The organism is Limimaricola variabilis (genome assembly GCF_014195545.1).
Taxonomy (GTDB): Bacteria; Pseudomonadota; Alphaproteobacteria; order Rhodobacterales; family Rhodobacteraceae; genus Limimaricola; species Limimaricola variabilis.
The window spans coordinates 31,176-54,199 of sequence record NZ_JACIBX010000013.1 but is presented as its reverse complement, the minus strand read 5'-3'; the positions used below and the strand labels follow the sequence as shown (position 1 = coordinate 54,199).

At 66.9% G+C, this 23,024-nt stretch carries 21 protein-coding genes; 8 read left to right on the top strand and 13 right to left on the bottom strand.

Going from position 1 to position 23,024, the window contains the following annotated elements; all coding sequences use genetic code 11:
- Nucleotides 1-4: 4 nt before the first annotated feature.
- Together FHS00_RS17765 and FHS00_RS14585 are read left to right on the top strand one after the other, a co-directional pair.
- The gene (locus FHS00_RS17765) at nucleotides 5-562 is read left to right on the top strand and encodes a c-type cytochrome (RefSeq protein ID WP_246391358.1); all 558 of its coding nucleotides are present in this window, start codon (nucleotides 5-7) and stop codon (nucleotides 560-562) included.
- 156 nt (nucleotides 563-718) lie between these two features.
- Nucleotides 719-1,981 carry a PQQ-dependent sugar dehydrogenase gene (locus tag FHS00_RS14585; RefSeq protein WP_183474821.1) on the top strand — a complete coding sequence of 421 codons (1,263 nt, stop codon included), beginning with the start codon at nucleotides 719-721 and terminating at the stop codon, nucleotides 1,979-1,981.
- 299 nt (nucleotides 1,982-2,280) lie between these two features.
- On the opposite strand, the gene FHS00_RS14580 is transcribed toward FHS00_RS14585, so the two are convergent.
- The 3 genes from FHS00_RS14580 to FHS00_RS14570 form a co-directional block, all read right to left on the bottom strand.
- A complete protein-coding gene (locus FHS00_RS14580) occupies nucleotides 2,281-3,336 on the bottom strand; it encodes a quaternary amine ABC transporter ATP-binding protein (RefSeq protein WP_183474820.1) in 1,056 nt (351 codons plus the stop codon).
- A gap of 10 nt (nucleotides 3,337-3,346) precedes the next feature.
- Nucleotides 3,347-4,378, bottom strand: coding sequence for an ABC transporter permease (locus FHS00_RS14575; protein WP_183474819.1), 1,032 nt, complete (start codon nucleotides 4,376-4,378; stop codon nucleotides 3,347-3,349).
- A gap of 102 nt (nucleotides 4,379-4,480) precedes the next feature.
- Nucleotides 4,481-5,446, bottom strand: a complete 966-nt coding sequence (locus FHS00_RS14570; protein WP_183474818.1) for an ABC transporter substrate-binding protein — start codon at nucleotides 5,444-5,446, stop codon at nucleotides 4,481-4,483.
- Between the two features lie 458 nt (nucleotides 5,447-5,904).
- Between FHS00_RS14570 and FHS00_RS14565 the strand changes: the two genes are divergently transcribed.
- The gene (locus tag FHS00_RS14565) at nucleotides 5,905-6,471 is read left to right on the top strand and encodes a nucleotidyltransferase family protein (RefSeq protein ID WP_183474817.1); all 567 of its coding nucleotides are present in this window, start codon (nucleotides 5,905-5,907) and stop codon (nucleotides 6,469-6,471) included.
- 4 nt (nucleotides 6,472-6,475) lie between these two features.
- On the opposite strand, the gene FHS00_RS14560 is transcribed toward FHS00_RS14565, so the two are convergent.
- The 5 genes from FHS00_RS14560 to FHS00_RS14540 all read right to left on the bottom strand — a co-directional run bounded on the left by FHS00_RS14560 (nucleotide 6,476) and on the right by FHS00_RS14540 (nucleotide 12,643).
- Nucleotides 6,476-8,665 (bottom strand): xanthine dehydrogenase family protein molybdopterin-binding subunit, encoded by a 2,190-nt coding sequence (locus FHS00_RS14560; RefSeq protein WP_183474816.1) that lies wholly within the window; start codon nucleotides 8,663-8,665, stop codon nucleotides 6,476-6,478.
- Nucleotides 8,662-9,648, bottom strand: coding sequence for an FAD binding domain-containing protein (locus tag FHS00_RS14555; protein ID WP_183474815.1), 987 nt, complete (start codon nucleotides 9,646-9,648; stop codon nucleotides 8,662-8,664). Before FHS00_RS14555 ends, FHS00_RS14560 begins: the two co-directional genes overlap by 4 nt.
- Nucleotides 9,645-10,151: a 2Fe-2S iron-sulfur cluster-binding protein gene (locus tag FHS00_RS14550; protein WP_183474814.1), complete on the bottom strand. Its 507-nt coding sequence runs from the start codon at nucleotides 10,149-10,151 to the stop codon at nucleotides 9,645-9,647. Before FHS00_RS14550 ends, FHS00_RS14555 begins: the two co-directional genes overlap by 4 nt.
- A gap of 22 nt (nucleotides 10,152-10,173) precedes the next feature.
- Nucleotides 10,174-11,091: an XdhC family protein gene (locus tag FHS00_RS14545; RefSeq protein WP_183474813.1), complete on the bottom strand. Its 918-nt coding sequence runs from the start codon at nucleotides 11,089-11,091 to the stop codon at nucleotides 10,174-10,176.
- A 259-nt stretch (nucleotides 11,092-11,350) separates the two neighbouring features.
- Complete coding sequence (locus FHS00_RS14540) at nucleotides 11,351-12,643, bottom strand: O-acetylhomoserine aminocarboxypropyltransferase/cysteine synthase family protein (protein WP_183474812.1); 1,293 nt, start codon at nucleotides 12,641-12,643, stop codon at nucleotides 11,351-11,353.
- A 301-nt stretch (nucleotides 12,644-12,944) separates the two neighbouring features.
- On the opposite strand from FHS00_RS14540, the gene phnD reads away from it, so the two are divergent.
- The 5 genes from phnD to FHS00_RS14515 are packed head-to-tail and all read left to right on the top strand — an operon-like array spanning nucleotide 12,945 to nucleotide 17,268.
- Nucleotides 12,945-13,931, top strand: coding sequence for a phosphate/phosphite/phosphonate ABC transporter substrate-binding protein (gene phnD / locus FHS00_RS14535; RefSeq protein ID WP_183474811.1), 987 nt, complete (start codon nucleotides 12,945-12,947; stop codon nucleotides 13,929-13,931).
- A 52-nt stretch (nucleotides 13,932-13,983) separates the two neighbouring features.
- Nucleotides 13,984-14,760, top strand: coding sequence for a phosphonate ABC transporter ATP-binding protein (phnC, locus tag FHS00_RS14530; protein WP_183474810.1), 777 nt, complete (start codon nucleotides 13,984-13,986; stop codon nucleotides 14,758-14,760).
- On the top strand, nucleotides 14,757-15,560 hold the full coding sequence (phnE, locus tag FHS00_RS14525; protein ID WP_183474809.1) for a phosphonate ABC transporter, permease protein PhnE: 804 nt from the start codon (nucleotides 14,757-14,759) through the stop codon (nucleotides 15,558-15,560). The genes phnC and phnE (FHS00_RS14525) overlap by 4 nt, the downstream gene beginning before the upstream one ends.
- A complete protein-coding gene (gene phnE, locus FHS00_RS14520) occupies nucleotides 15,557-16,360 on the top strand; it encodes a phosphonate ABC transporter, permease protein PhnE (RefSeq protein WP_183474808.1) in 804 nt (267 codons plus the stop codon). Before phnE (FHS00_RS14525) ends, phnE (FHS00_RS14520) begins: the two co-directional genes overlap by 4 nt.
- A complete protein-coding gene (locus tag FHS00_RS14515; RefSeq protein WP_183474807.1) occupies nucleotides 16,357-17,268 on the top strand; it encodes an HAD-IIA family hydrolase in 912 nt (303 codons plus the stop codon). Before phnE (FHS00_RS14520) ends, FHS00_RS14515 begins: the two co-directional genes overlap by 4 nt.
- A gap of 42 nt (nucleotides 17,269-17,310) precedes the next feature.
- Here the strand turns inward: FHS00_RS14515 and FHS00_RS14510 are convergent, their stop codons facing one another.
- From FHS00_RS14510 to FHS00_RS14490, 5 genes are all read right to left on the bottom strand, one after another.
- A complete protein-coding gene (locus tag FHS00_RS14510; protein WP_183474806.1) occupies nucleotides 17,311-18,552 on the bottom strand; it encodes a glycerophosphodiester phosphodiesterase family protein in 1,242 nt (413 codons plus the stop codon).
- Between the two features lie 209 nt (nucleotides 18,553-18,761).
- Nucleotides 18,762-19,112 carry a hypothetical protein gene (locus FHS00_RS14505; protein ID WP_183474805.1) on the bottom strand — a complete coding sequence of 117 codons (351 nt, stop codon included), beginning with the start codon at nucleotides 19,110-19,112 and terminating at the stop codon, nucleotides 18,762-18,764.
- A gap of 1,373 nt (nucleotides 19,113-20,485) precedes the next feature.
- A complete protein-coding gene (locus FHS00_RS14500) occupies nucleotides 20,486-20,656 on the bottom strand; it encodes a hypothetical protein (protein ID WP_183474804.1) in 171 nt (56 codons plus the stop codon).
- 2 nt (nucleotides 20,657-20,658) lie between these two features.
- Nucleotides 20,659-21,780 carry a YeeE/YedE family protein gene (locus FHS00_RS14495; RefSeq protein ID WP_183474803.1) on the bottom strand — a complete coding sequence of 374 codons (1,122 nt, stop codon included), beginning with the start codon at nucleotides 21,778-21,780 and terminating at the stop codon, nucleotides 20,659-20,661.
- Nucleotides 21,781-21,791: 11 nt separating this feature from the next.
- Nucleotides 21,792-22,727: a sulfurtransferase gene (locus FHS00_RS14490; protein ID WP_183474802.1), complete on the bottom strand. Its 936-nt coding sequence runs from the start codon at nucleotides 22,725-22,727 to the stop codon at nucleotides 21,792-21,794.
- Nucleotides 22,728-23,024: the final 297 nt, after the last annotated feature.

The window sequence follows — 23,024 nt, the reverse complement described above, 5'->3', positions numbered from 1 at the left end:
TCACTTGTTCAAATTCACCATCGGCCCCGCCGCCCTGCTCGCCCTCGGGCTGAGCCTGCCGGCAGCGGCGCAGCAGGACGACACCGAGAGCAACCCTGCCGAGGCGTCGTTCTGCACCCCCGACTATGCCCCGGAAGACGGGGATGATGCCGAGGCCCGGCACGCATCCGAATTCGCCGAGATGGATCTCGACGAGGACGGGATGGTCTCGCAGGAAGAGTACACCGCCTGCCGCACCGCCGCCGAGGGCGGGTCCGAAGAGGCCAATGCAGAGGGAGAGACGGAAGGGTCCGGCGTCGATGTCGCCGCCGCCGATCTCAAGGCCGGGGAAGGTCTCTACAAGAAGGTCTGCCGCGCCTGTCACGGGCCCAAGGCGCAGGGCATGGCGAGCTTCCCGAAGCTCGCGGGCAACGATGCGGATTACCTCGCCTCGCGCCTGCACCAGTACCGCGACGGTGAGAAGGTGGGCCCGAACTCGGCGCTGATGATGCCGGTGGCGGCCAAGCTCTCGGATGACGATATCGCCAATGTCGCGGCCTATATCGCGACCGGGATCGAGTGATCGCGCGCCCCGATCGCGGGGCAACACGCGGGCGCTACGCCGTTTTTCGCGGCGCGCCCGCCGGATCGACCTAGTTTCATAACTGCCGATCAGGCGAAGACCTGTCGGAAATCTCAGGGAGGAGAAGAGATGACCCTATTGAAAAGCAGAACCGCGATGCCCGGGCTCATCCCGGTTATCGCTGGCGCTCTGGTCTTCGGCACGACGGCCGTCGCGCAGACCGGGACCAATACCTCGAGCCTGCAGCACGAGGTGGTGCTCGAGGGGCTGGAGAACCCGTGGGACATGGCCTTCCTCGATGACGGCACGATGTTCTTTACCGAAAAATGCAAGGGCCTCTCGGTTCGCATGTCCGACGGCACCGTCAATCCCTTGCTCGGCATGGGCGGGGTCGAGGGGTATCCCGAGACCTTCGACGACCTGTTCTGCGAGGGGCAGGCCGGCATGAACGGCGTGGCGATCGATCCGGAGTTCGACCAGAACCGCCGCATCTATGTCTACTCGGCCTCGAACATGTCGGACCCGCATACCAACCGGCTGATGCGGCTCACCGTGAACGAGGACTTCACCGCCGTGGCGGATCGCACCGACATCGTCGACGACGTGCCTTACAAGATGGAGGCGAGCGACCACCCCTTCGGCGGGCCGGGCGCGCATAACGGCGGCCGGGTGCGCTTCAACCCCGGCGATGGCTTCCTCTACCTGACCACCGGCGACAACCATAACGAGGAGATCCCGCAGAGCCCGACGCTGATGGGCAGCAAGGTGCTGCGCATCGATACCGACGGCAACGCCGCGCCCGACAACAACCCGCCCGAGGGTTTCGACGACCGCACCTACACCTATGGCCACCGCAATGTGCAGGGCATCGCCTTCCACCCGGGCACCAACACCCCGATCGTCGCCGAGCATGGCCCCTGGCACTCGGACGAGATCACGGTGCTCCAGAACGGCGGCAATGCCGGCTGGGACCCGCGCCCCAACATGGCCGGTCGCGACGACTGCCCGGATGACTATTGCGGCTATTCCCCGAACCAGATGGAGGGGATGAACCGCTACGAGCGGGCGGCCTTCATGCCGATGACCGACTTCGAGACCTATCCCGACGCCATGCCCCCGATCTGGGACAACAACGGCTGGTCGCAGGGCACCTCCTCGGCCGCCTTCCTGACCGGCGAGCAGTGGGGCGACTGGGACGGCGCGCTGGTGGTCGGCATCATGGGCATCGGCTTCGGCGGCACGCCGATCGGCCAGCGCATCGACGTCATCCAGCTCGACGATGATCTCGCCGTGACGGACGTGACCGAGATGACCCTGCCGATGGATGCCGGGCGGTTCCGCTCGGTGGTGATGGGCCCCGATGGCAGCCTCTATGCGGCTGTCGACGAGGGCATGATCCACAAGCTCACCCCCCAGTAACGGGGAAACGCGCCGCCTTCGGGCGGCGCGTTTTTCTTTGGGGACGGCTCACTCGTAGCGACGCCCGACCACACGCGGGAGGTGCCGAGGTCCGTCCAACACGCGGCCCCTGCCCGACCTTCCCCAGATCCGGAAGCATCTCGGGCGGGCGCGCGCGGCCGTGAAGCGTATCGCCTGCCGGAAACTGCAAGTGCCCCATCATGGCCGGGTCAACCGTGCCGCAGCTTGGGGGCATCCGCAATTCGCGCCTAGGTGTGACGGCCCGCGCCCCGGTGACCCGGGACGCGGGGTGGCGTGCCTCAGGAGGCGAGCGCCCGGTCGGTGCCGCGCTCGGACGGCACCAGGGCACGGACGAGATCACGCATGTGCAGCACGCCGACCTGCCGCCCGTCGCGCATGACGCGGTAGTGGCGGTTGGTGTCGCCCTCGGCCATCGAGATCACCGATTCCAGCGTGTCGTCGTGGTCGACCTCGCCGTCGAGCCCCTCGACCGGCGCTTCGGTCTTCTCCATCACCGATCGGGTGCGCAGCACCCGGGCGCGGTTGATGTCGCCGACGAAGTCCTCGATGTAGGGATCCGCCGGGTTCAGCAGGATGTGCTGCGGCTCGCCCTGCTGCACCACGAAGCCATCCTTGAGGATCACGAGGTGATCGGCGAGCTTGAGCGCTTCGTCGAGGTCGTGGGTGATGAAGACGATGGTCTTGTGCAACTCGGCCTGCAGGTCGATCAGCAGGTCCTGCATGTCGGTCCGGATCAGCGGGTCGAGCGCCGAGAACGCCTCGTCCATCAGCATGATGTCCGAGTTCGAGGTCAGCGCCCGGGCGATCCCGACACGCTGCTGCATCCCGCCCGAGAGCTGGTGGGGATACTGGTCGCCCAGGCCCTGTAGCCCGACCCGGTCGAGCCACTTGGTGGCCTCGTCGGCATAGGCGCGCGTCTTCTTGCCCTCGATGGAGGGGGCAAGGCCGGTGTTTTCCAGAACCGTGCGATGCGGCAGCAGCGCGAACTTCTGGAACACCATCGACATGCGGTGCTGGCGCAGGTCGCGCAGCTGCCGGGCGTTGTAGGTCAGGATGTTGTCGCCATCGACCAGCACCTCGCCCGCGGTGGGTTCGATCAGCCGGTTGAGATGGCGGATCAGCGTCGACTTGCCCGAGCCCGACAGGCCCATGATCACCGTGGTCTTGCCCGCGGGCATGTCGACGTTGATGTCGTTGAGGCCCAGCACGTGGTTTTCCTGCTCCAGCAGGTCCGCCTTGCTCATCCCCGCATGGACATGGGCAAGCGCCTTCTCAGGCGCGTCGCCGAAGATCTTGTAGAGGTTGCGGATCGAAATCTTGATCTCGTCGGTCATGTCCGTCTCCTCAGTGCTGCGACGCGTTGATGCGGGCCAGCGCCGCCTTGGTCACCCGGTCGAGGATGATCGCCAGCAGCACGATGCCGAAGCCGGAGACGAGGCCCACGCCCAGTTCGAGGCTGCGGATACCGCGCAGCACCAGCACACCTAGACCCGGCGCCGAGACCAGCGAGGCGATGACGACCATGGCGAGGCTCATCATGATGGTCTGGTTCACGCCGGCCATGATGTTCGGCAGGGCCAGCGGGATCTGAACGCCGAACAGCTTCTGGCGCTCGGTCATGCCGAAGGCGTCGGCGGCCTCGATTACTTCCTTGTCGACCATGCGGATGCCGAGATCGGTCAGGCGCACCACCGGCACGATGGCGTAGAGGATGATCGCGATGCCGTAGAGCTTGGGTTCGGTCACCGAGAACAGGAAGATGAGCGGGATCAGATAGACGAAGGGCGGCAATGTCTGAAGCATGTCGAGCACCGGGATCATGCCGCGCTGGACCTTGTCGTTACGGGCCATGGCGATGCCGATCGGCACCCCGAAGAGCACGCATATGAAGGCGCAGACGAAGATGATCGCCAGCGTCTGCATGGTGTAGTCGTAGTAGTCGATGAAAGCGAGGAAGGCGAAGGAGAGACCGACCAGCCCCGCCAGCTTGAGCGAACGGCCCACCGCGAAGGAGACGATCATCAGGATCGGGATCATCAGCCACCACGGCACCGCCTGCATCAGCCACAGCGCGTTGGTCAGCGCCCAGCTCAGCGGCTGGGTCAGCGGGTCGACCACCACCTGCAACCCGTCCTTGATGGCGAGAAAGCCGTTCTCGAGCCCGGAGGTCAGGTCGCGCGATTGCGGCATGGCCGGGCAGGCCTCGTTGAGCGCGTCGAGCGATGGGAAGGGCGTGTCCCAAGCCGATACCTCGGTCGCTTCGCCGCTGGTCTCGCTCAAGAGCGCGTCCATCGACATCAGCCCGCCTCCGGCGTCGTCGCCGCCGCACCACTCGCGCAGGCCCAGCCCGTCGAACACGAAATCATAGGTCGCCATTAAGGCTCTCTCCCGGCGGTTACCGCCTTGTTATTGCTTCAAAGAACATGACAAGGGGCGGCGCGGGCCGCCCCTTGAAGCGATCGGGCACAAGGCGCCGTCTTACTTGAGCAGCGCCGAGAGCTTCTCGCGGGCCTCGTCGTTGAGCCACTCGGACCAGACGTTTGGGTTGTTCTTGAGGAAGTAGACCGCCGCTTCCTCGTTCGAGGCGCCGTTCTCGTCGGCCCAGGCCAGAAGCGCGCTCATGGTCTCGGTCTCGAAGGAGAGCTTGCTCATCAGCTCGGCAATCTCCGGCTCGCGCTCGCGGAAATCAGTGGTCACCACGGTATAAACCGGGGCGGCCGGATAGGCGCTCACACCGGGGGTTTCGGTGTCCTTGTTGGCGTTGGCGGCATGCGCTTCGGCGTCGTATTCGCCGATCTTCACCTCGGTCATGTCGAACTTGCCGAGCGGCACGGTCGGACCCCAGTAGTAGCCGAACCAGGGCTCTTCGTTCTGCACGGCGGAGGCCATCGAGGTTGCCAGCGTCTCGCCAGAGCCGTGGTTGAACACTTCGAGGCCCGAGCTCTCGAGATCGAGCGCGCGGATCAGGTTGTCGTTGGTGACGCGGCAGCCCCAGCCGTCGGGGCAGTTGTTGAAGCGGCCGCCGACCAGCTCGGGGTTGGCCATCACGCCTTCGATGGTGGTCAGCTCGGGATGCTCCTCGGCGAGGTAGGTCGGAATCCACCAGCCCTCGACGCCGCCGGGGGTGAGCACCTGGCCCAGCTCCTCGACCTTTCCGGCCTCCTTGAGCTCCTTGTAGACGTCGCCGGTGGAGTTGGTCCAAAGCTCGGTCAGGATGTCCGGCTCGCCGTTCTCGGCGACCGAGGTGACGGCCGGCACGGTATCGGAGGGCACGGTCGCGACTTCGCAGCCATAGCCCTGCTCCATCAGGAACTTGGCGACGGCGGTGACGATCTCGGAGGATGCCCAGTTCATCTGGGTGATCGAGACCTCGCCGCATTCGGCAGCGGCGGCGCCCGGCAGGGCAATGGTCGCGAACAGCGCACCGAGTATCTTCTTCTTCATTCCGTTCTCCTCATGCTGGTCCATTGGCCTGACACGGCCGGATCCGTCGTTCAGATCCATGCCATGCTGGCGGGGATCTCCTGTCCCGTCAGGGGGCACGCGGCGTCACGCCGGCCCCGGGGACGAATATCGACCACTTGCCGCCATTCGGGGGGGCAACTTAGCGATTGTGCCGGGAGGAGCAAGCTAATAGCCCCAGAAAGCAATTAAACAGTTGTTTTATAACCGTATTCTGCCCGCGACACCCCGTCGAACGAAGCGGGCCAGGCTCGCCTCCCGGTAGAACTCGCGCCCCTCGGCCTGCGTTCCGCCGATGCCGGGGAAACCCGTTTCGCGCCGTGCGGAGGCGCGGAGTCTCTACCCATTCCAAGGCAGGGAATGCGCCCGTTACCGGCTGCCCGTTGCATCCTTTCAGGCCGATCCGGGTTGGACCGAGGAGACCAACGGGAGAACGCAGAATGATCGTCGGGCTGCTGCTTGCCGCCGGTGCATCGCGACGCTTCGGCGCGCAGGACAAGCTGCAAGCGGACTTCCGGGGCCGTCCGCTGGTCACACATGTCGCCGGGGCGCTGAGCCGGGCTGAAACGGACCGGCTGCTCGCGGTCTGCCGCACGGCCGAGGTCGCGGCGCTGCTCGATGGCTTCGAGAACCTGTCGCCCGATCCGGAGGGCGACCAGGCGGCGTCGCTGCGGGCGGGCGTGCGGCGCGCCCGGACGCTCGGCGCGACCAAGCTGCTGATCGCGCTGGGCGACATGCCCTTGGTTGGAACAGAGCTGCTCCACTCAGTAATCGCGGCCTGCGACTCTACGCATCCGGCGGCGGCGCATGACGGAACGCGGATGATGCCGCCGGCCTGTTTTCCGGCGGACATGCTGGCCGACCTTATGTTGCTTGCGGGCGACCGGGGGGCGGCCAGCCTGTTGCGCGGCCGCCCCCCGGGCACGGTGCGGCTCTGTCCCTCCCCCGCTGATCGGCTGCGCGACATCGACACGCCAGAGGCACTGCGTGCCGCCGAGGCGGGCTGAACGCTCAGAGCCCGGCCAGCACCTTGTCGAGCGTGGCCGGGAAGTCGCGGACCCGCACCCCGGTGGCGTTGTAGATCGCGTTGACGATCGCACCCGCGGCACCGCAGATGCCCAGCTCGCCGATGCCCTTGGCCTGCAGCGGGCTGGCCCAGTCGTCGCGCTCCTCCAGAAGTTCGACGGTGATCTGCGGCACATCGGCGTTCACCGGGATGTGGTATTCGGCGAGATTGTGGTTCGCGAGATGGCCGTCGCGGTCGTCGAAGGCCATTTCCTCGGTGAGCGCCATGCCGATGCCGAAGATCATTCCGCCCAGGCATTGCGAACGTGCGGTCTTGGCGTTGAGGATGCGACCGGCGGCGAAGCTGCCATGCATCCGCCGCACCCGCGTCTCACCGGTCACGCCGTTCACCGCCACCTCGACGAAATAGGCGCCGAAGGTCGCCTGCCGCACCGCCTTGGAGGTCTCGCCGGGCAGCACGTGACCTTCCTTGACGATCTCGTCGCCGTTCAGGATGGCAGCGAGGCTTTCGGTGCGGTTGTCGAACACGGCCTGCCCGTCCCTGAGCGTCAGATCCGTCTCGGCAACGCCGAGCCGCTGCGCTAACTGGGCGCGGATCGCCTGACAGGCGACATAGACCGACGTGCCGCTCGACGACGCACCCCATGATCCGCCCGACCCTGCGGCGGCCGGCAGGTCGGTGTCGCCAAGCACCACTTCGACGCTCTCGCGCGGCAGGCCGAGCATCTCGCCCGCGATCTGGCCGAGAATGGCATAGGTGCCGGTGCCGATATCGGTCATGTCGGTTTCGACCCGGGCGGTGCCGTCCGGGGCCAGCGTGACGCGGGCGCGCGATTCCTTGAGCACGTTGATCCGCGCTGCCGAGGCCATGCCGTAGCCGATCCACCATTCGCCCTCGCGGCGGCTACGCGTCGCCGGCCGGTCCTTCCAGCCGAAGGCCTCCGCCCCGCTATCAAGCGCCTCGCGGAAGCGGCGCGAGGAGAACTCCTTGCCCGACTCGGGATCCTTCTCGGGGATGTTGCGGCGGCGCAGCTCGACCGGGTCGATGCCCGCCGCCTCGGCCAACTCGTCCATCGCGCATTCGAGCACGGTGATGCCCACCGCTTCGCCCGGCGCGCGCACCGACCCGGCGCAGAGCCGGTGGACCCGCGCGAGGTCGAGTGACAGGCGGCGGTTTTCGCCGGCATAGAGGAAATGCGTCGCCTGCAGCACCGGCTCCGAGAACACTTCGCCGGGCAGGTTCGACACCAGCGCCGCCTGCCCGATCCCGGTCAGACGCCCTTCGGGATCTACGGTGAGACGGACGCGCTGCCGCGTCTCGGAGCGGCGCATCGTCGTCTCGAAGACCTGCGGCCGGGTGAGCGCCACCGAGACGGGGCGACCGGTCTCCTTCGCGGCGATGGCCGCGGCCACTGCCTCGGGGGCAAGGCCAAGCTTGGAGCCAAAACCGCCGCCGACATAGGGCGCGAGGATGCGCACCCGGTCGGGATGGATGCCCAGCGCGTCGGCAAGCTCGTTGCGATTGTATTTCAGCATCTGGTAGCTGCCGCGCAGGGTCAGATCCTCGCCCTCCCATTGGGCGATCGAGGCATGCGGCTCCATCGGCGCGCTGGAATGCGAGGGTGTGCGGTAGGTGACGTCGATGCTGTGCGTGGCCTTGGCCATGGCATCGTCGAGATCGCCCTGATCGACGCCCTTGGCGGGCTGCGGCTCGTAGGCCGCCGTCTCGGGATCGACGGGGCGCGGCGCGCCGCCCTCCAGCGCGATCTCGAGCGACTGGGCGGCATGGCGGGCCTGCTCGAAGCTTTCGGCCACCACCAGCGCTACCGGCTGGCCGAGGTAATGCGCCTCGTTCGGGTCCTGCACGGGCGCCTTGTTGGCAGTCCCCTGCGCCGGGTTGCGCAGGAGGCGCGGGTCGTGGATCACCGCCAGCACGCCGGGCATCGCCGCCACCGCCTCACGGTTGGCGAGGCGCACACGGCCGCTGTTGCCCGGCGCGCGCACCAGCATCCCGTGCGCGAGGTTTTCGATCCGATATTCATCTGCATAGGTGGCGGTGCCCGTCACCTTGAGCGGACCCTCCGGCCGGTCGAGAGGCGCGCCGACCAGCCCCTGCGCCATCCCGTCGAGCCGCCGGTCGGTGGCCGGAGCATCCATCTTGAGCTGTTCAGTCATGCCGCGGCTCCTGTCGTGAGGTCTGCCAGCACCGCCTTGAGCACGCGGCGCGCCAGCGGGATCTTGAACTCGTTGTCGCCATGACCCCGCGCATCCTCGAGCAGGATGTCGGCGGCGCGGTCGAACAGCGCCTCGGACGGGGACTGTCCGACCAGCGCGGCCTCGACATCCCGGTTGCGCCACGGCTTGGGCGCGAGACCTCCGAACGCCAGATCGGCGCGGCTGATCCGCCCCTCCTCGACCGCGACCACCGCAGCGACCGAGACCAGCGCGAAGGCGTAGGAGGCGCGGTCGCGCACCTTGCGATAGGCCTGCCGCCCCTCGACCGGGGCGGGCAGAATGACGGCCGCGATCAGGTCGCCGGGTGCCAGCACGGTTTCGCGCTCGGGCGTATCGCCGGGCAGCAAATAGAGGTCGTCGAGCGGCAGGCGCTCCGTCGCGCCGCTGGCGCGGACGATCTCGACCTCGGCACCCAGCGCCATCATCGCCACCGCCATGTCGCTGGGATGGGTGGCGATGCAATGCTCGGAAGTGCCGAGCACGGCGAGGATGCGGTTGACCCCTTCCATCGCGCCGCAGCCCGTCCCGGGCGCACGCTTGTTGCAAGGCATGGCACGGTCGTAGAAATACAGGCAACGGGTGCGCTGCAGCAGGTTGCCGCCGGTGGTGGCCTTGTTGCGGAGCTGTTGGGTCGCGCCGGACAGCAGCGCCCGGCTCAGCACCGGCCAGTGGCGGCGCACGCGCGGATCGTTGGCGAGATCGGTGTTGGAGACCAGCGCCCCGATGCGCAGCCCGCCCCCGTCGGTGGCCTCGATGCCGCGAAGTTCCTCGATCCGGTTGATGTCGACCAGGCGTTCGGGCGCCATCACCTCGAGCTTCATCAGGTCGATGAGGTTGGTGCCCCCGGCGATGAAGCTGCCCTGCGCAGCAGCGCGGGTCGCGTCTTCGATGCCGGTGCCGCGATGGTAGTCGAAGGGTCTCATGCCGTCTCTCCCGCCGCCTTGCGGATCGCGTCCACGATGTTGGGATAGGCCGAGCAGCGGCAGAGATTGCCGCTCATCCGCTCGGAGATCTCCTCGATGGTCAGTTCGGGCTGCGCCTCCAGATCCTCGGTGACATGGCTCGGCCAGCCCTGCGCGATCTCTTCGAGCATCGCGGTGGCCGAGCAGATCTGGCCCGGCGTGCAGTAGCCGCATTGAAAACCGTCCTTCTCGACGAAGGCCTGCTGCATAGGGCTGAGAGCACCGGGCTGGCCCAGCCCCTCGATGGTGGTCACCTCGTCGCCATCATGCATGCACAGGAGCGACAGGCAGGCGTTCACACGCCGTCCGTTTACCAGCGCGGTGCAGGCGCCGCATTGGCCGTGATCGCAGCCCTTCTTCGTACCGGTCAGGCCGAGATGATGGCGCAGCGCGTCGAGCAGGCTGGTGCGCGGGTCGAGATCCAGCTCTCGCGCCGTGCCGTTTATGGTCAGTGACGTCTGCATGCGGGGGCTCCTCGGGAATGGCTCATCGCCAGGCGGGCGATCGGCTGGGGATGGGGTCGTGATATGCCTCGCGGCGTGGCGCGGGGTCGGGATCGGTGGGGATGCAGCTTGCGGCCTCGACGATCTCGGCCAGCACCGAGACCGCGAGCACTCGCGGGTCGCGGGCGCCGGGGATGAGGCCGATCGGGCCGCGCAGCCGGTCGAGCGCCGAGGCGCCGAAGCCCGCCTCGGCCAGCGCCGCGCGACGGCGTGACTGCGCGCGCGCACTGCCCTGCGCCCCGACCCAGAAAGCCGGGCTGTCGAGCGCCACTGAAAGTAGCTCCGCTTCGTGGTCATGATCATGAAAGAACAGGACGACGGCGGTGAAACGGTCGATTGCGTCGGGGTCGATGCGCGCGGCCCGGCGCACCGGGTAACCGGCGGCGCGGGCGATCCGCGAGAAAGTGTCGGCCTCGCCCCCTTCCCCCAGCACCAGCATCCTAGGATCGGGGCGCAGCGTCAGCGCGGGGAGCCCCTCGACCTGCAGCCGGGTTTCACGGCGATCCGCGAGATCGGCCAGCGGCCTGTCGAGCATCGGGCCCGGCGCGACCGGAACGAGGGAGATGTCGATGCCGCTGCCGCAGGGCAGCCGGATGTCGATGAAGGGCGATCCCTTCCCGTAGCGCAGTCGCCTCGGCTGACCGCTCCGGTGAACCTCGGCGGCCTGAAGCGCGAGGTCGCCCTCGATGCAGCCCGAGGACAGTTGCCCGACGGGCGCGGCACCGTCGGGGAAACCCATCATCGCGCCGCATGGCCGATAGAAGCCGCCCTCGATGCCGGTCAGCACGGCGAGCACGCCGCCCGAGTCCGAGAGCGGGCGAAGAACGGAGGCGGCCTCGTACTCGAAAAGCGGGGCAAAGGGCGCATCGGCCTGTGCCTCGTTGGCGGGCTGGCGGGGCATGCGGGCACTCTTCGGCTGTCGGCGCATCGCTGCCCCAGCGCCCGGCGGCAGGCTTTGGTTCCGCCGTTCGCGGCCCTGCCCTGCTTGAAGCCGACACGCGAGAAGAATTCCGCCGAAGCAGAGGCCTCTCGCATGGGTTGTGCTCGCGCGGCGCAGGAGCATTTCCCGCGCCGCCATCCCTACCTTGGCCGCATTCGGCCGGAGCCGGGCGGCGATCAGTTAAAGAAGGTCGCTTCCATTACTGTCGCCGTGCCGCCGGTCAGGCGCAGGCGATCCCCAGCGCCCGGTCGAGATCGGCGATCAGGTCTTCGGGATCCTCGATCCCGATCGACAGCCGCACGAGGTCGGGCTCGGCCCCCGCTGCCATCTGCTGCTCCGCCGTGAGCTGGCGATGCGTGGTCGAGGCCGGGTGAATGATCAGGGAGCGGGTATCGCCCAGATTGGCGACGTGGCTGAACAGCTCCAGATTGTCGACGAGCTTCACGCAGGCCTCGAAGCCGCCTTTCACGCCCACGGTGAACAGCGCGCCCGCCCCCTTCGGCGTCACCTTGGCCACGCGGTGGTGCCACGGGGAGGACGGCAGACCGGCCCAGGTCACGCGGTCGATGCGCGGGTCGGCTTCCAGCCATTTCGCCACGCGCTCGGTGTTCGACACGTGCCGCGCCATGCGCAGGCTCAGCGTTTCTATGCCCATCAGCGCGTAATGCGCCGCCTGCGGGTTCAGCGTCATGCCCAGATCGCGCAGCCCGACCGCGATCGAATGAAAGGTGAAGGCCATCGGGCCCAGCGCCTCGTGGAAGTTCAGCCCGTGATAGGCGGGCTCCGGCGCTGCCAGCGAGGGGAACTTGCCCGAGGCCGACCAGTCGAACTTGCCGCTGTCGACGACGACACCGCCGGTGATCGTGCCGTTGCCGGTCAGATACTTCGTCGCCGAATGCACCACGAGGGTGGCGCCCTGCGCAATCGGATTGCACAGGAAGGGGGTGGCCAGCGTGTTGTCGACGATCAGCGGCAGGCCGACCCGGTCGGCCAGCGCGGCAACCTCTGGCAGGTCGGTGATATAGCCGCCGGGGTTCGAGATCGACTCGCAGAAGATCGCACGGGTGTCGTCGTCCACCGCCGCCGCAATGGCGTCGAGATCGTCGAAATCGACGAAGCGCGCCGACCAGCCGAAGCGCTTGATGGTCTGGCTGAACTGGGTGACCGACCCACCATAGAGCCGGGTCGAAACCACGATGTTGCAGCCCGGTCCCATCAGCGGGAACAGCGCCATGATCTGCGCCGCATGACCCGAGGAGCAGCAGACCGCTCCCGCGCCGCCTTCGAGCGCGGCCACGCGGTCGGCCAAGGCGGAAACGGTCGGGTTGGTCAGCCGCGAGTAGATGTAGCCGACCTCCTGCAACCCGAAGAGGCGCGCCGCATGGTCGGCGTCCTTGAAGACGTAGGAGGTGGTTTGGTAGATCGGCACCTGTCTTGCGCCGGTGGCGGGATCGGGCGCCGCCCCCGCATGGACCTGCATCGTGTCGAAGCCAAGCGCGCGTTTGTCGGTCATGTCCCTCTCCCTTACGTTTGGTCAGACGCTATTCCGGCGATGCGTCATCTACAACATCCCGTCCTTGGCCTTTGAGCTTCTCTGGGCGCACTACAGCCGTGGAAACGAGGCCAGTCGGGCCGCGAACGCCCATCATCCCAAGGGCGGAACGCCTCCTGCGGCCGGCCCTGTCGGGGGCGCGCCGCTCCCCTCCCGGGCGAGAAAACATTGCGCTGTCAAAGCTGAAGTGCTGTGATCCTTGCGATCCGGGCGTCGTTGAGGAGCGGCCGCCCGGGCATCTCTGGGAGGAGGACCACTCGACATGCTGAAGAAACCCACGTTCCTGGGCGCGACGGCGCTCGCCGCGCTGGCGCTGTCGGCCCACGCGGCCTCGGCGCAGGACGACTGCCCCGAGCGCGGCGCGCTCGACGCGATGTATTGCGACGCCGACGGCGATCTCGTGGCCGACGCGCCGACCGACGAAAGCCTGCTCAAGGACCCCGACACGCTCGTCTTCGCCTACACGCCGGTCGAGGACCCGGCGATCTACGAGGACATCTGGGAGCCTTTCATCGCCCATCTCGAAGAGGTGACGGGCAAGGACGTGCAGTTCTTTGCAGTGCAGTCGAACTCGGCCGAGGTCGAGGCGATGCGCTCGGGCCGCCTGCACATCGCGGGCTTCTCAACCGGGCCGACGCCCTACGCGGTGAACCTCGCGGGCGCGGTGCCCTTCGCGATCATGGGTTCGGATGACGGGCAGTTCGGCTACAAGCTGCAGCTCTACACCCAAGCCGACAGCGACATTCAGGAACCCGCCGATCTCGCGGGCAAGCGCGTGGCCCATACCTCGCCGACCTCGAACTCCGGCAACCTCGCGCCGCGCGCGCTGTTCCCGGATCTCGGCGTGGTGCCGGACGAGGATTACGAGGTCACCTATTCGGGCAGCCACGACCAATCGATGCTCGGCGTCGTCGCGGGCGATTACGACGCGGCCCCCGTCGCTTCCGAGGTGGTCGACCGGATGGCCGAGCGCGGCCTCTACGATCCCGAAGAGGTGCGCATCGTCTGGGAGAGCGACCCCTTCCCGACCACCTCCTATACCTATGCCCACGACCTCGCGCCCGATCTGAAGGAGAAGATCGAGGAGGCCTTCTTCAGCTTCGACTTCGAGGGCACGGCCCTGGGCGAGGAGTTCACCGGCGTCAGCAAGTTCATCCCCATCACCTATGAGGACCAGTGGGCGGTGATCCGGCAGATCCAGAAGGCCAATGGCGTCGAGTACACGCCCGAGGGCCTCGCGGCGGAGTGACGCGCATGATCCCGGCCCCGTCCGCGGGGCCGGGATCCTCAAGGAGAATGCAATGCTGAAGATCAGCGATCTGGTGAAGCGCTATGGTGGCGGCGAGCCGGTCTTGAAGAACCTCGACCTGACCATCGAGGGCGAAAGCGTGGTGTCGATCATCGGCTCCTCGGGGGCGGGCAAGTCAACGCTCCTGCGCTGCATCAACCGGCTGGTGGAGCCGACATCGGGCTCGATCACCCTCAACGGCACGGAGCTGACCCGCCTGCGCGGCGGTGAGCTGCGCCGCGCGCGGCGCAAGATCGGCATGGTGTTCCAGGGCTTCAACCTCGTCGACCGTCTCACCGTGATGGAGAACGTCCAGTCCGGCCGCTTGGGCTACATCTCGACTTGGGCCGCGCTGATGCGGCGCTACCCCAAGGAGGACATCCGCCGCGCCTATGAGCTGATGGAGCGGGTGGGCATCGCGCATTACGCCGACAAGCGCGCCGACGAGCTGTCGGGCGGCGAACGCCAACGGGTCGGCGTGGTCCGCGCGCTGATGCAAAAGCCCGAGATCCTGCTCGCCGACGAGCCGACCGCCTCGCTCGACCCCAAGACCTCGGAGCAGATCATGGGGCTTTTGCGCGATCTCTCGGGCGAGCTGAAACTGCCGGTGCTGATCAACATCCACAACGTGCACGAGGCCAAGGAATTCACCGACCGGATCGTCGGCATGCGCTATGGCCGGATCATCTTCGACGATCTGCCGCAGGCGCTCGACCAGGAAGCGATGGACCGGATCTATTCCGGCAGCCCCGCCGCCGACCGCGCCGGCGACATGCGGGCGGCGTCATGAGCACGCAGCCCGCCATGCCGCGCGATCACTGGCGCAAGCCCAGCTTCATCGCCAACCCTCTGTTGCGCTGGGTCGTCTATGGCGGCGCGATCTTCTACGTCGTGTGGACCCTCGCCTGGCTGCCGATCGACTGGGTGCGGGTGGCCGAGGGCGTCGAGCGCGCGGGCCGCATCTTCGGCGGTGCCTTCCCGCCGAGCTTCGAGCGGTCTGGCCTGTTGATCGACGGTTTCCTCGAAAGCCTGAAGATCGCCATCCTTGCCACCTTCGGGGGCGTGATCCTGTCGATCCCGATCGCCTTCATGGCAGCGCGCAACATCGTCCCCCTGCCGGTGTTCTACCTTGGCCGGGCCATCATCATCGTCGCGCGCAGCTTCCACCCGGTCATCGTTGCGATCATCTTCGTCAAGGCGGTGGGCTTCGGCCCTCTGGCCGGGGTGCTAACGCTGATCGTCTATTCCATCGGCTTCGTCGCCAAGATGCTGGCCGAGCGGATCGAGGAGATCGATTTCGGGCAGGTCGAGGCGATGCGCGCCGCCGGCGCCCCCTATCTCTCGACGCTGATCTACGCGGTGGTGCCGCAGATCATGCCGCGACAGGTCGGTCTCACCATCTACCAGCTCGACAGCAACCTGCGCGCCTCGGCCGTGGTCGGCATCGTCGGCGCCGGCGGCATCGGCTCGACGCTGGCCAATGCCTTCGGGCGCTACGACTACGACTTCGCGCTCGCCATCACCATGGTCATCGTCGCCGCGATCCTCCTGTCGGAGGCCGTGTCGGGCCAGATCAGGAAACGCCTATGACCCTCTCCGATCTCGGTCACGACGACTGGACCCGCTTCACCCTGAAACAGCGGCTGCAACGCTACGCCGTCTTTGTCGCCTGCGCGCTGGCCATCGGCTGGGCCATCTCGTCGATCGAGGTGATCTGGGCCTGGGTCTGGGATGCGCCGTCGCAGATGGGCGATCTGTTCGGCCGGATGATCCCGCCCGACCCGTCGAACCTCGGCGCGATCCTGCGGGTGCTGTGGGAGACGGTGAACATCGCCACCATCGCCACCGCCTTCGCGGTGATCCTGTCGCTGCCCGTCGCCTGGCTCGCGGCGCAGAACACCACGCCGAACCGCGCCACGCTCTGGATCGGACGCTTCATCCTCGTCTCGTCGCGCTCGATCAACACGATCATCTGGGCGCTCCTGTTCGTCGCCATCTTCGGCCCCGGCATCGTCGCGGGCATCGTGGCGATCATGTTCCGCTCCATCGGCTTTGTCGGAAAGCTCCTTGGCGAGGCGATCGAGGAAATCGACAAGCGGCCCGTCGAGGCGCTGGAGGCGACGGGTGCGTCGCGGCTTAAGGTGATCGCCTATGCGATCGTGCCGCAGGTCATGCCGACCTTCTGGGCCGTGTCGATCCTGCGCTGGGACATCAACCTGCGCGAGTCCACCGTGCTCGGCCTCGTCGGGGCGGGCGGCATCGGTATCATCCTGCAAGGCGCGATCGACACTTTCAATTGGCGCGAGGCAGCGACGGTTCTGCTGGCGATCCTGGGCCTGGTGATCCTGGGCGAGATCGTCTCGGCTTGGCTACGCCGCCGGATCCTGTGACCACTCCGCCCCCTGCCGGGCGCACCGCCTTCGACGCCTATCTGGCGATCCGCCATCGCCTGCCGGATGCGCCCGAAGGCAGTGCCTATGGCCGGGCGCCGCATCTGGGCGCCATCGCGGATCCCTTCGAGGTGATCCTGTTCGACGCTTATGGCGTGATCAATGTCGGTGAGACGCCGATCCTCGGCGCCGCCGCGCGGATCGCCGAACTGCGCAAGAAGGGCAAGCGGGTGATGGTGGTATCGAACTCCGCCGGCTATCCCAAGCGCGCGATGATGGCGCGCTACGAGCGGCTCGGCTTCGACTTCGCCCCCGAGGAGGTTGTGACCTCTCGCGAGGCGATGCTTGCCCGGCTCACACGCGAAAAGCCGCGCCGATGGGGCGTGATGCTGGGGCTGGGCCACGGGCTGCGCGAATTCGAGAAGATCGATGCGCATCTGCTGCTCGACGACGCAGCGGCCTATGACGCGGCCGAGGGCTTCCTGCTGGTCGGCTCGGACGGCTGGACCGTGAAGCGGCAGCGCCTGCTCGCCGCGAGCCTGCGCGCCCGGCCCCGCCCGGTGCTGGTCGGCAATCCCGACCTCGTCGCCCCGCGCGAGGGCGGGCTGACGCTCGAGCCGGGCCATTTCGCCCATGCGCTGGCCGATGCCGATCTCTGCGCGCCCGAGTTCTGCGGCAAGCCGTTCCGCGCGATCTTCGATCTGGCCCTGTCACGGCTCGATCCCGTGCCCGACCCGTCGCGGGTGCTGATGGTGGGCGATACGCTGCATACCGACATTCTCGGCGCCCGCGCCATGGGCTTCGCCTCGGCGCTGGTCACCGATCACGGCCCGCTGGCGGGAGAGGACATCGTGGCGGCGATCGACCGGGCAGGCATCATCCCCGACTTCGTGATCCCGCATATCTGATGGCGGGGGGCCGTGCGGCCCCCTGCCCTGCTCTGTGCCTCCTCAGAGACCCATGCAGTTGGCGTAGTAGGTCACCGTGGCGGGCCAGTCCGAGAAGATGCCCTTGATCCCCACATCCTGCGCCAGCGCGTCGAGCATGGCATAGGTGTCGCCGTCATCGTCGATGGCCTGCTCGACCGACTGGAAGTACCAGCCGCCGCCGGATGCCAGCGGGCCGGAGCGCTCCAGCGTCCAGGTGATGATCTCGAGCCCGGCGGCCTTGGCCTCCTCGGCATAGGCCGAGGGCACGATCTCGCCCGCCTCGTTGGTGGTGACCAGCATCCACATCGGCGGCGCGATGTAGTTCACCCCCATCTCGGCCAGCTCCTGCATGGTCGGCTTGAAGGTCGATGGGTCGTTGGCGTCGATCAGCCCCTCGTCATCATCCTCGGCCTCGTAGCGGTCGTCGAGATAGACCGCCTGCGCGCCGAACTCGGGCTCGTTCTCGATCCAGTACTTGATGTCGTCGAGGTTGAAGCTCTGCGCCCAGACGCGGCTCGGATCGATGCCCGCATCCTTGTACTCGTCGATGAGCTTCTGGGCATAGTCCTCTTGGCTGAAACCCTCATGCGGCATCTCCACCGACGGTGCCTTCAGTTCGGGCGTGAAATCCGCGCCGAGGCTGTCGATCAGCGCGATCGACTCGGCATGGGTCATCAGCTCGGTGCCCGCCACGTAGAGATCGGTCCGCCACGGCGCGGTGCCACCCTGGAACTCCTCGGGCGTGGTGGCCGCCGCGTTCGAGGCGTCCATCTTCGGGCTGAGCTCGCGGAATTCGGCCAGCGTCAGATCCGAGGTCCGGCACTCGGCGCTCGCATCGGTCCCCTCTCCCGCCGGGGTGAAGGCAGTGGTGCATTTCTCGGCGAGATCGGTGACGAGAATGTCCGTCGTGGTCGCCAGATCGTTCTGCGCGTGGCGGCAGACCAGCTCGTGATCGGCAGTGAAGGTCACGTCGCATTCGACGATGCCTGCACCCTGCCGCGCGCCGGCGACATAGGACTGCTTCGTATGCTCCGGGATCATCAGCGGCGCCCCGCGGTGCGCGATGGAAAAGGCAGTGCGCTCGGGCGTCTGACCCTGGCAGGCCATCAGCGTCTCCTTGAGCTCTCCATCCTCCATCGCGTCGATCAGGAAGAAGGGCCGCTCGCCATAGCTCAGCGGCGTTTCGCCCTCGGCCATATGGCTTTCGGCCAGCGCCATCGACGGCAGTGCAGTCGCCAACGCAAGAAGTCCCAGTCGTGTCATGTGTCGTCCTCCCTAGGATGCCAGGACCGGTCTCGGCGCCGGTCTTCTGGTGAGGGAAGCCTAACCGAAACGCCTCCTTGCGAAAAATCTTTTGCAACCATGCCGGGGATGGCCCCGCGCCGCGGTGAGGATCCGCCCCGCCCGCCCACGACTGCGGCGCCGAATTCCGGCGGCGGGACCCTCGGCCCTATCTGCAGCTCGGTTTCGATTCAGGCTCGCTGAACCCGTTTCGTCGCCTGAAGCCGAAGCTTCGCCGGCTGTCCGGAGCAGCCGGGCCCCACCCAATCCGTGACCTTGAACGCGGAAACCTCGCGATACCCCAGACGGTCGACGCTCTCGAGGCTGCACTCCCCGGCCGCCGCCGCAAGCTCGCGGAGCAGCACCCGGCGGTCCGACAGCGAGGCACGGCTGAACAGCGCGAGCTCCCAGATCCCCCCCCTCTCGTCGGTAACGGTGACATGGTCCGCCTGCTGGTTGGCGCCGCTCTCGAAGCAGCCAATCACCGGTAGGCTATGAAACGCGCGTCCAAGCGCCTTCGCCAGTCTGACTTCGGTCTTCATCGTCGGTCTCCGTTTCGGTCAGTGTGCTCTGCGGGCGCCTCGCGGGCCCGCAGAGCGGTGCGCGCCGATTGGCACGTCGGGTGGATGCTCCCTCGTCATGCGCGGAGCATCTCCTTCGAGGCGTCCTCCGTGAGATCGAGCGCTGATTCCTCGCCGCGCCCGGTCCGGGGGTACGGTGCTGCTTATCACAAACTGTCGTGAAAAGCGGCCCCGGAGTCGGGGGCCATGCTTACAGAACGCTCCATCCGCCCGCTTAGTTGCCTGAGGATGCCGGCCGCTTCCCGGCAATGGCGCATATGTGCTTCCGCATTGTCGTGATGACATTCAAGAAGAATAGCCAAGGATTCGAAGAGGAGCCGCTCTTGCTTGCTCACGGAAATACTTGCGAAACAGTAAGACATTGATGAACTCTCCCAAGAAAATCGATCAACGAGGGGGTCAAACGCCCAATAAAATCATTCGATCATTCCTCTCACCGCTGAACGAGAACAGGATCGGATCAGCCACTCAACACCAGGTACAATCCCGTACACGTCCATGGGCCAGAACTGGCTCATTCTGCCGGAATAAGCGCGATGGAAGCTGGCCAAAATGGCAGTGCGACGATACCTGCTGGATTTGGCCTATTCGCGTGGTGGTGCCCGATTATGTGTCGACCATTTGCCTTTGCCAAGCGATGCAGAACCGCACCTGCTCGGCCGGAAGCAACTGTTTCAAATTCGAAAATTCATTTGGAAAGACTTGCCCTAGGGCGACGCGCTTTAGCCTAGCTGAACACCGGCAAGGTCCTAACAGTGTTGAAGGCTGAGCATCCACAGCCGCCTCTCTGATTTATTTGCGGCCGAACCATTGCCTTCTTCTAAGCCGAGAAAATATTGATATTGCTGACACCGTGAGCATCAACATCCATGGAAGCCCCCCCTTTTATAGGGAGCCGCTTCTATTTCGAAGAGCATGCCTCTCCTCGCGGAGGTGCGGCTAGCGGCACCCGACGCCTCACTCGAAAAATGCCTGCAATTCCGAGACTGTCTCGCGGGAAAAAGGGTTCAAGCAATCTGAATAATCGGAAGTCTTGCCTATGCCGCCCTCGGCAGGCTGCGGCACGCGCCGGAAGGGGCCCGCCATCTAGGTGCGCAACATCTTCAAATACGACGTCTGCGACCGCCTGCTCGCCGGTCTCGATGCCGGAAGCGGCCGGGCCGCGCGCAAATCAACGCGCCGACCAAAGAGCGTCGCGAGACGGATACGCTCCATCGAGGCGCCCAAGATGCCGCCGGGGCCGTACAATCGCGAGAGCAGCGCCGAAACGAAGCGACGGGGCGCTTTCGCGCCCCGCCGCCGGTCGTGACCCGTGTTGCATGGCCGTTCGGCCGCTACTCCACCACCGGCGCCGCGCAATGCGCACCGGTCGCGGCAAGGCCCGAGCCGAGCGCCAGCATCGGCGGCGCCTGGTAGGGGTTGAGCGGCGCGCTGCCGGCGAGATCGGCGGCGATCAGCGCCGCGACGAGGCCCATGACCGCGAGAGCGATGGGGGTTCGGGTCATCGTCACACCTCCAATCCGAGCTTCGGACGCAGTTTCACGCCCCACCAGGCCCCGACAAACGCAGCCGCGAACCAGGCCCAACCATGCAGGCTGCCGGTCGAGATGCCAGAAAAGAACGCGCCCACGTTGCAGCCGAAGGCCAGCCGCGAGGAGTAACCCAGTAGAAACCCGGCAACCACGGTGGCGGTCCAGGCCAGCGGTGACAGGCGCGGCAGTTTCGCCGCGAGGCCGCCGCGCCAGACGCTAACCAGGAAGGCACCGCCGATCAGCCCGATATTGGTGAGCGAGGTGACGTCGGTAAGGATGCTTTGCTCGAGCCGTTCGGCGTTGGCAGGCGCGCTCCAGAAGGCCGAGCCGGACAGGTCGCCGCCCATCGCCTGCGCCCCTTTCGCAGCCCAGAGGCCCAGGCCATAGACGATGCCCCAAGGTTGGCCCGAGACCACGAGGTTGAGGATCGCCAGACCCGCGATCGCCACTGCCGCGATCCAAAGCCTGCGCGGCACCCGACGCGCCTGTGCCGGGGCCAGCCACAGCACCAGTGCGGCAACGGCCGCGAGGCCGGCCAGCGTGGCGAGAAGCCCGCTGGTGCCGGACAACACCACCACCGGCGCGGTGCCGAGCGAGATCCACCAATCCAGATTATAGGCCCCGGCAAAGCTGCCCAGCGCGAAGAAGGGGAGCGCCACCGCGCCCACCACGTTGCCACTCCCGGCGTTGACCAGCGTCCCCGAGCCGCAGCCCATGACCAGTTGCATCGCCGCGCCGAAGACGAAGGCCCCGCCGATCATCGCGACGCCGATCGGCGCATGCGCCCCGAACAGCTCTTCGCCATTGCTGGCCAAGAGCGGAAAGGCCGCCAATGCGACGAGCGCGATGGCCACGAGCTGTGCCAGAAGCCCGGCCGGGTCGCGCCGCAGGATCATCGCCCGCCAGGGTCCGGCAAAGCCGAAGCGCAGGCCTTCGAGCGCGATGCCGAAGCCGAGCCCGATCAGCAGGAGCGCGCCGTAGCGCGCCCCAGCCAGCGCCGCGACGAACAGCACGGCCGCCAGCGCAGCAACGATCAGCAGGCCGCGAGTGCCGATGGTGAAGACGCCCCGCGGGGCGTCCATGCTGGTGTCGGCCATCAGTGGTCTCCTCAGAGCGCGCCGGTGATCTGGTTCAGCAGATTGCGGAACACGCCGGGGGTATTCTCCATGGGCAGCCCGGCCTGCGACCAGCCGACCATGGATTCAGGATAGAGCTTCACGTCCTTGAGACCCGCCAGTTCGCTTAGCGCGAACCAGTTGGTCGCCGCCCAGTGACCGGTGTTGCAGAACGAAATCAGCGTCTCGTCGGAGGTGAAACCGCCCTCCTCGGCCAGCGCGGCGGCCGCTTCGGCATCGATCAGCGTCGGGTCGTCGGAGAACCAGTTGGAGTGGGTGAAGTACTCCGACTGCGGCAGCGTGCCGGGGCGCGCGGCGGCAGCATGCGCATCCTTGCCCGCCCAGAAGCTCTCTGGGCGCGCGTCCAGCAAGGTTGCCTGCGCCTCGCCTTCGACCACCTGCAGCACCTCGGCCTCGGTGGCGAGCCATTCGTCGGAGAAGCTCACAGTGATGGCGCTTTCTTCCGGCTCGACCGCCTCGGTCGACAGGGTATTGCCGGCGGCCTTCCAGGCGCCGACACCGCCATTGAGAATGGCGAGGTCGCTGACGCCGCTCGACTTCAGGGTCCAGTAGACACGGGCGGCGGCGCCGAAATCCGTCTCATCGCTGCCCTGATGGGTGATGACGATCGGCCGGTCGGCGGTCACGCCAAGGTCGCGCAGCACCTCGGTAAGCTTCTCTTCGGACGGCACCTGTCCGGGGTTCTCGGCGGGGCCGCGGAACAGGCCGTAGGGGGCGGACACGGCGCCCTCGATATGGCCCTCGGCATAGGCATCGCCACGGATGTCAAGAATGAGCGGATCGGTCGTGTCCAGCAGACCGGCCAGCTCGTCGGCCGTCACCAGCGGGCCGAACGCCTCGGCGTCCTGCGCCGGAGCCGGGCTGGAAAGGAGGGTCGCGGCGACCGCGACTGCGATAAACCTGTTCATCGGATCGGCCTTTCGATCAAGGGAATGACCTCTAGATCTGGCAGGGCCGGATCGAGTTCAAGCCGTGGTTCCGGCCCCCTCGACCGGCAATCCGGACCCGCGTTCCCGAGATGGGGCGATGCTGGGACATGCGGTCGGAAAACGAAGCATTGGCTGGCCACGCGTCCCGAATGACGTGCCAAAAAAGAACCTGTCGGAACGTCCTTCCCATGCCGAAACCCTTGAGGTGCGGCTTTGGCAGCCGGATCACGGGCGGGCGGCCTGACACCTTTGCCGGTCGCCCGTGGGTGCGAATGA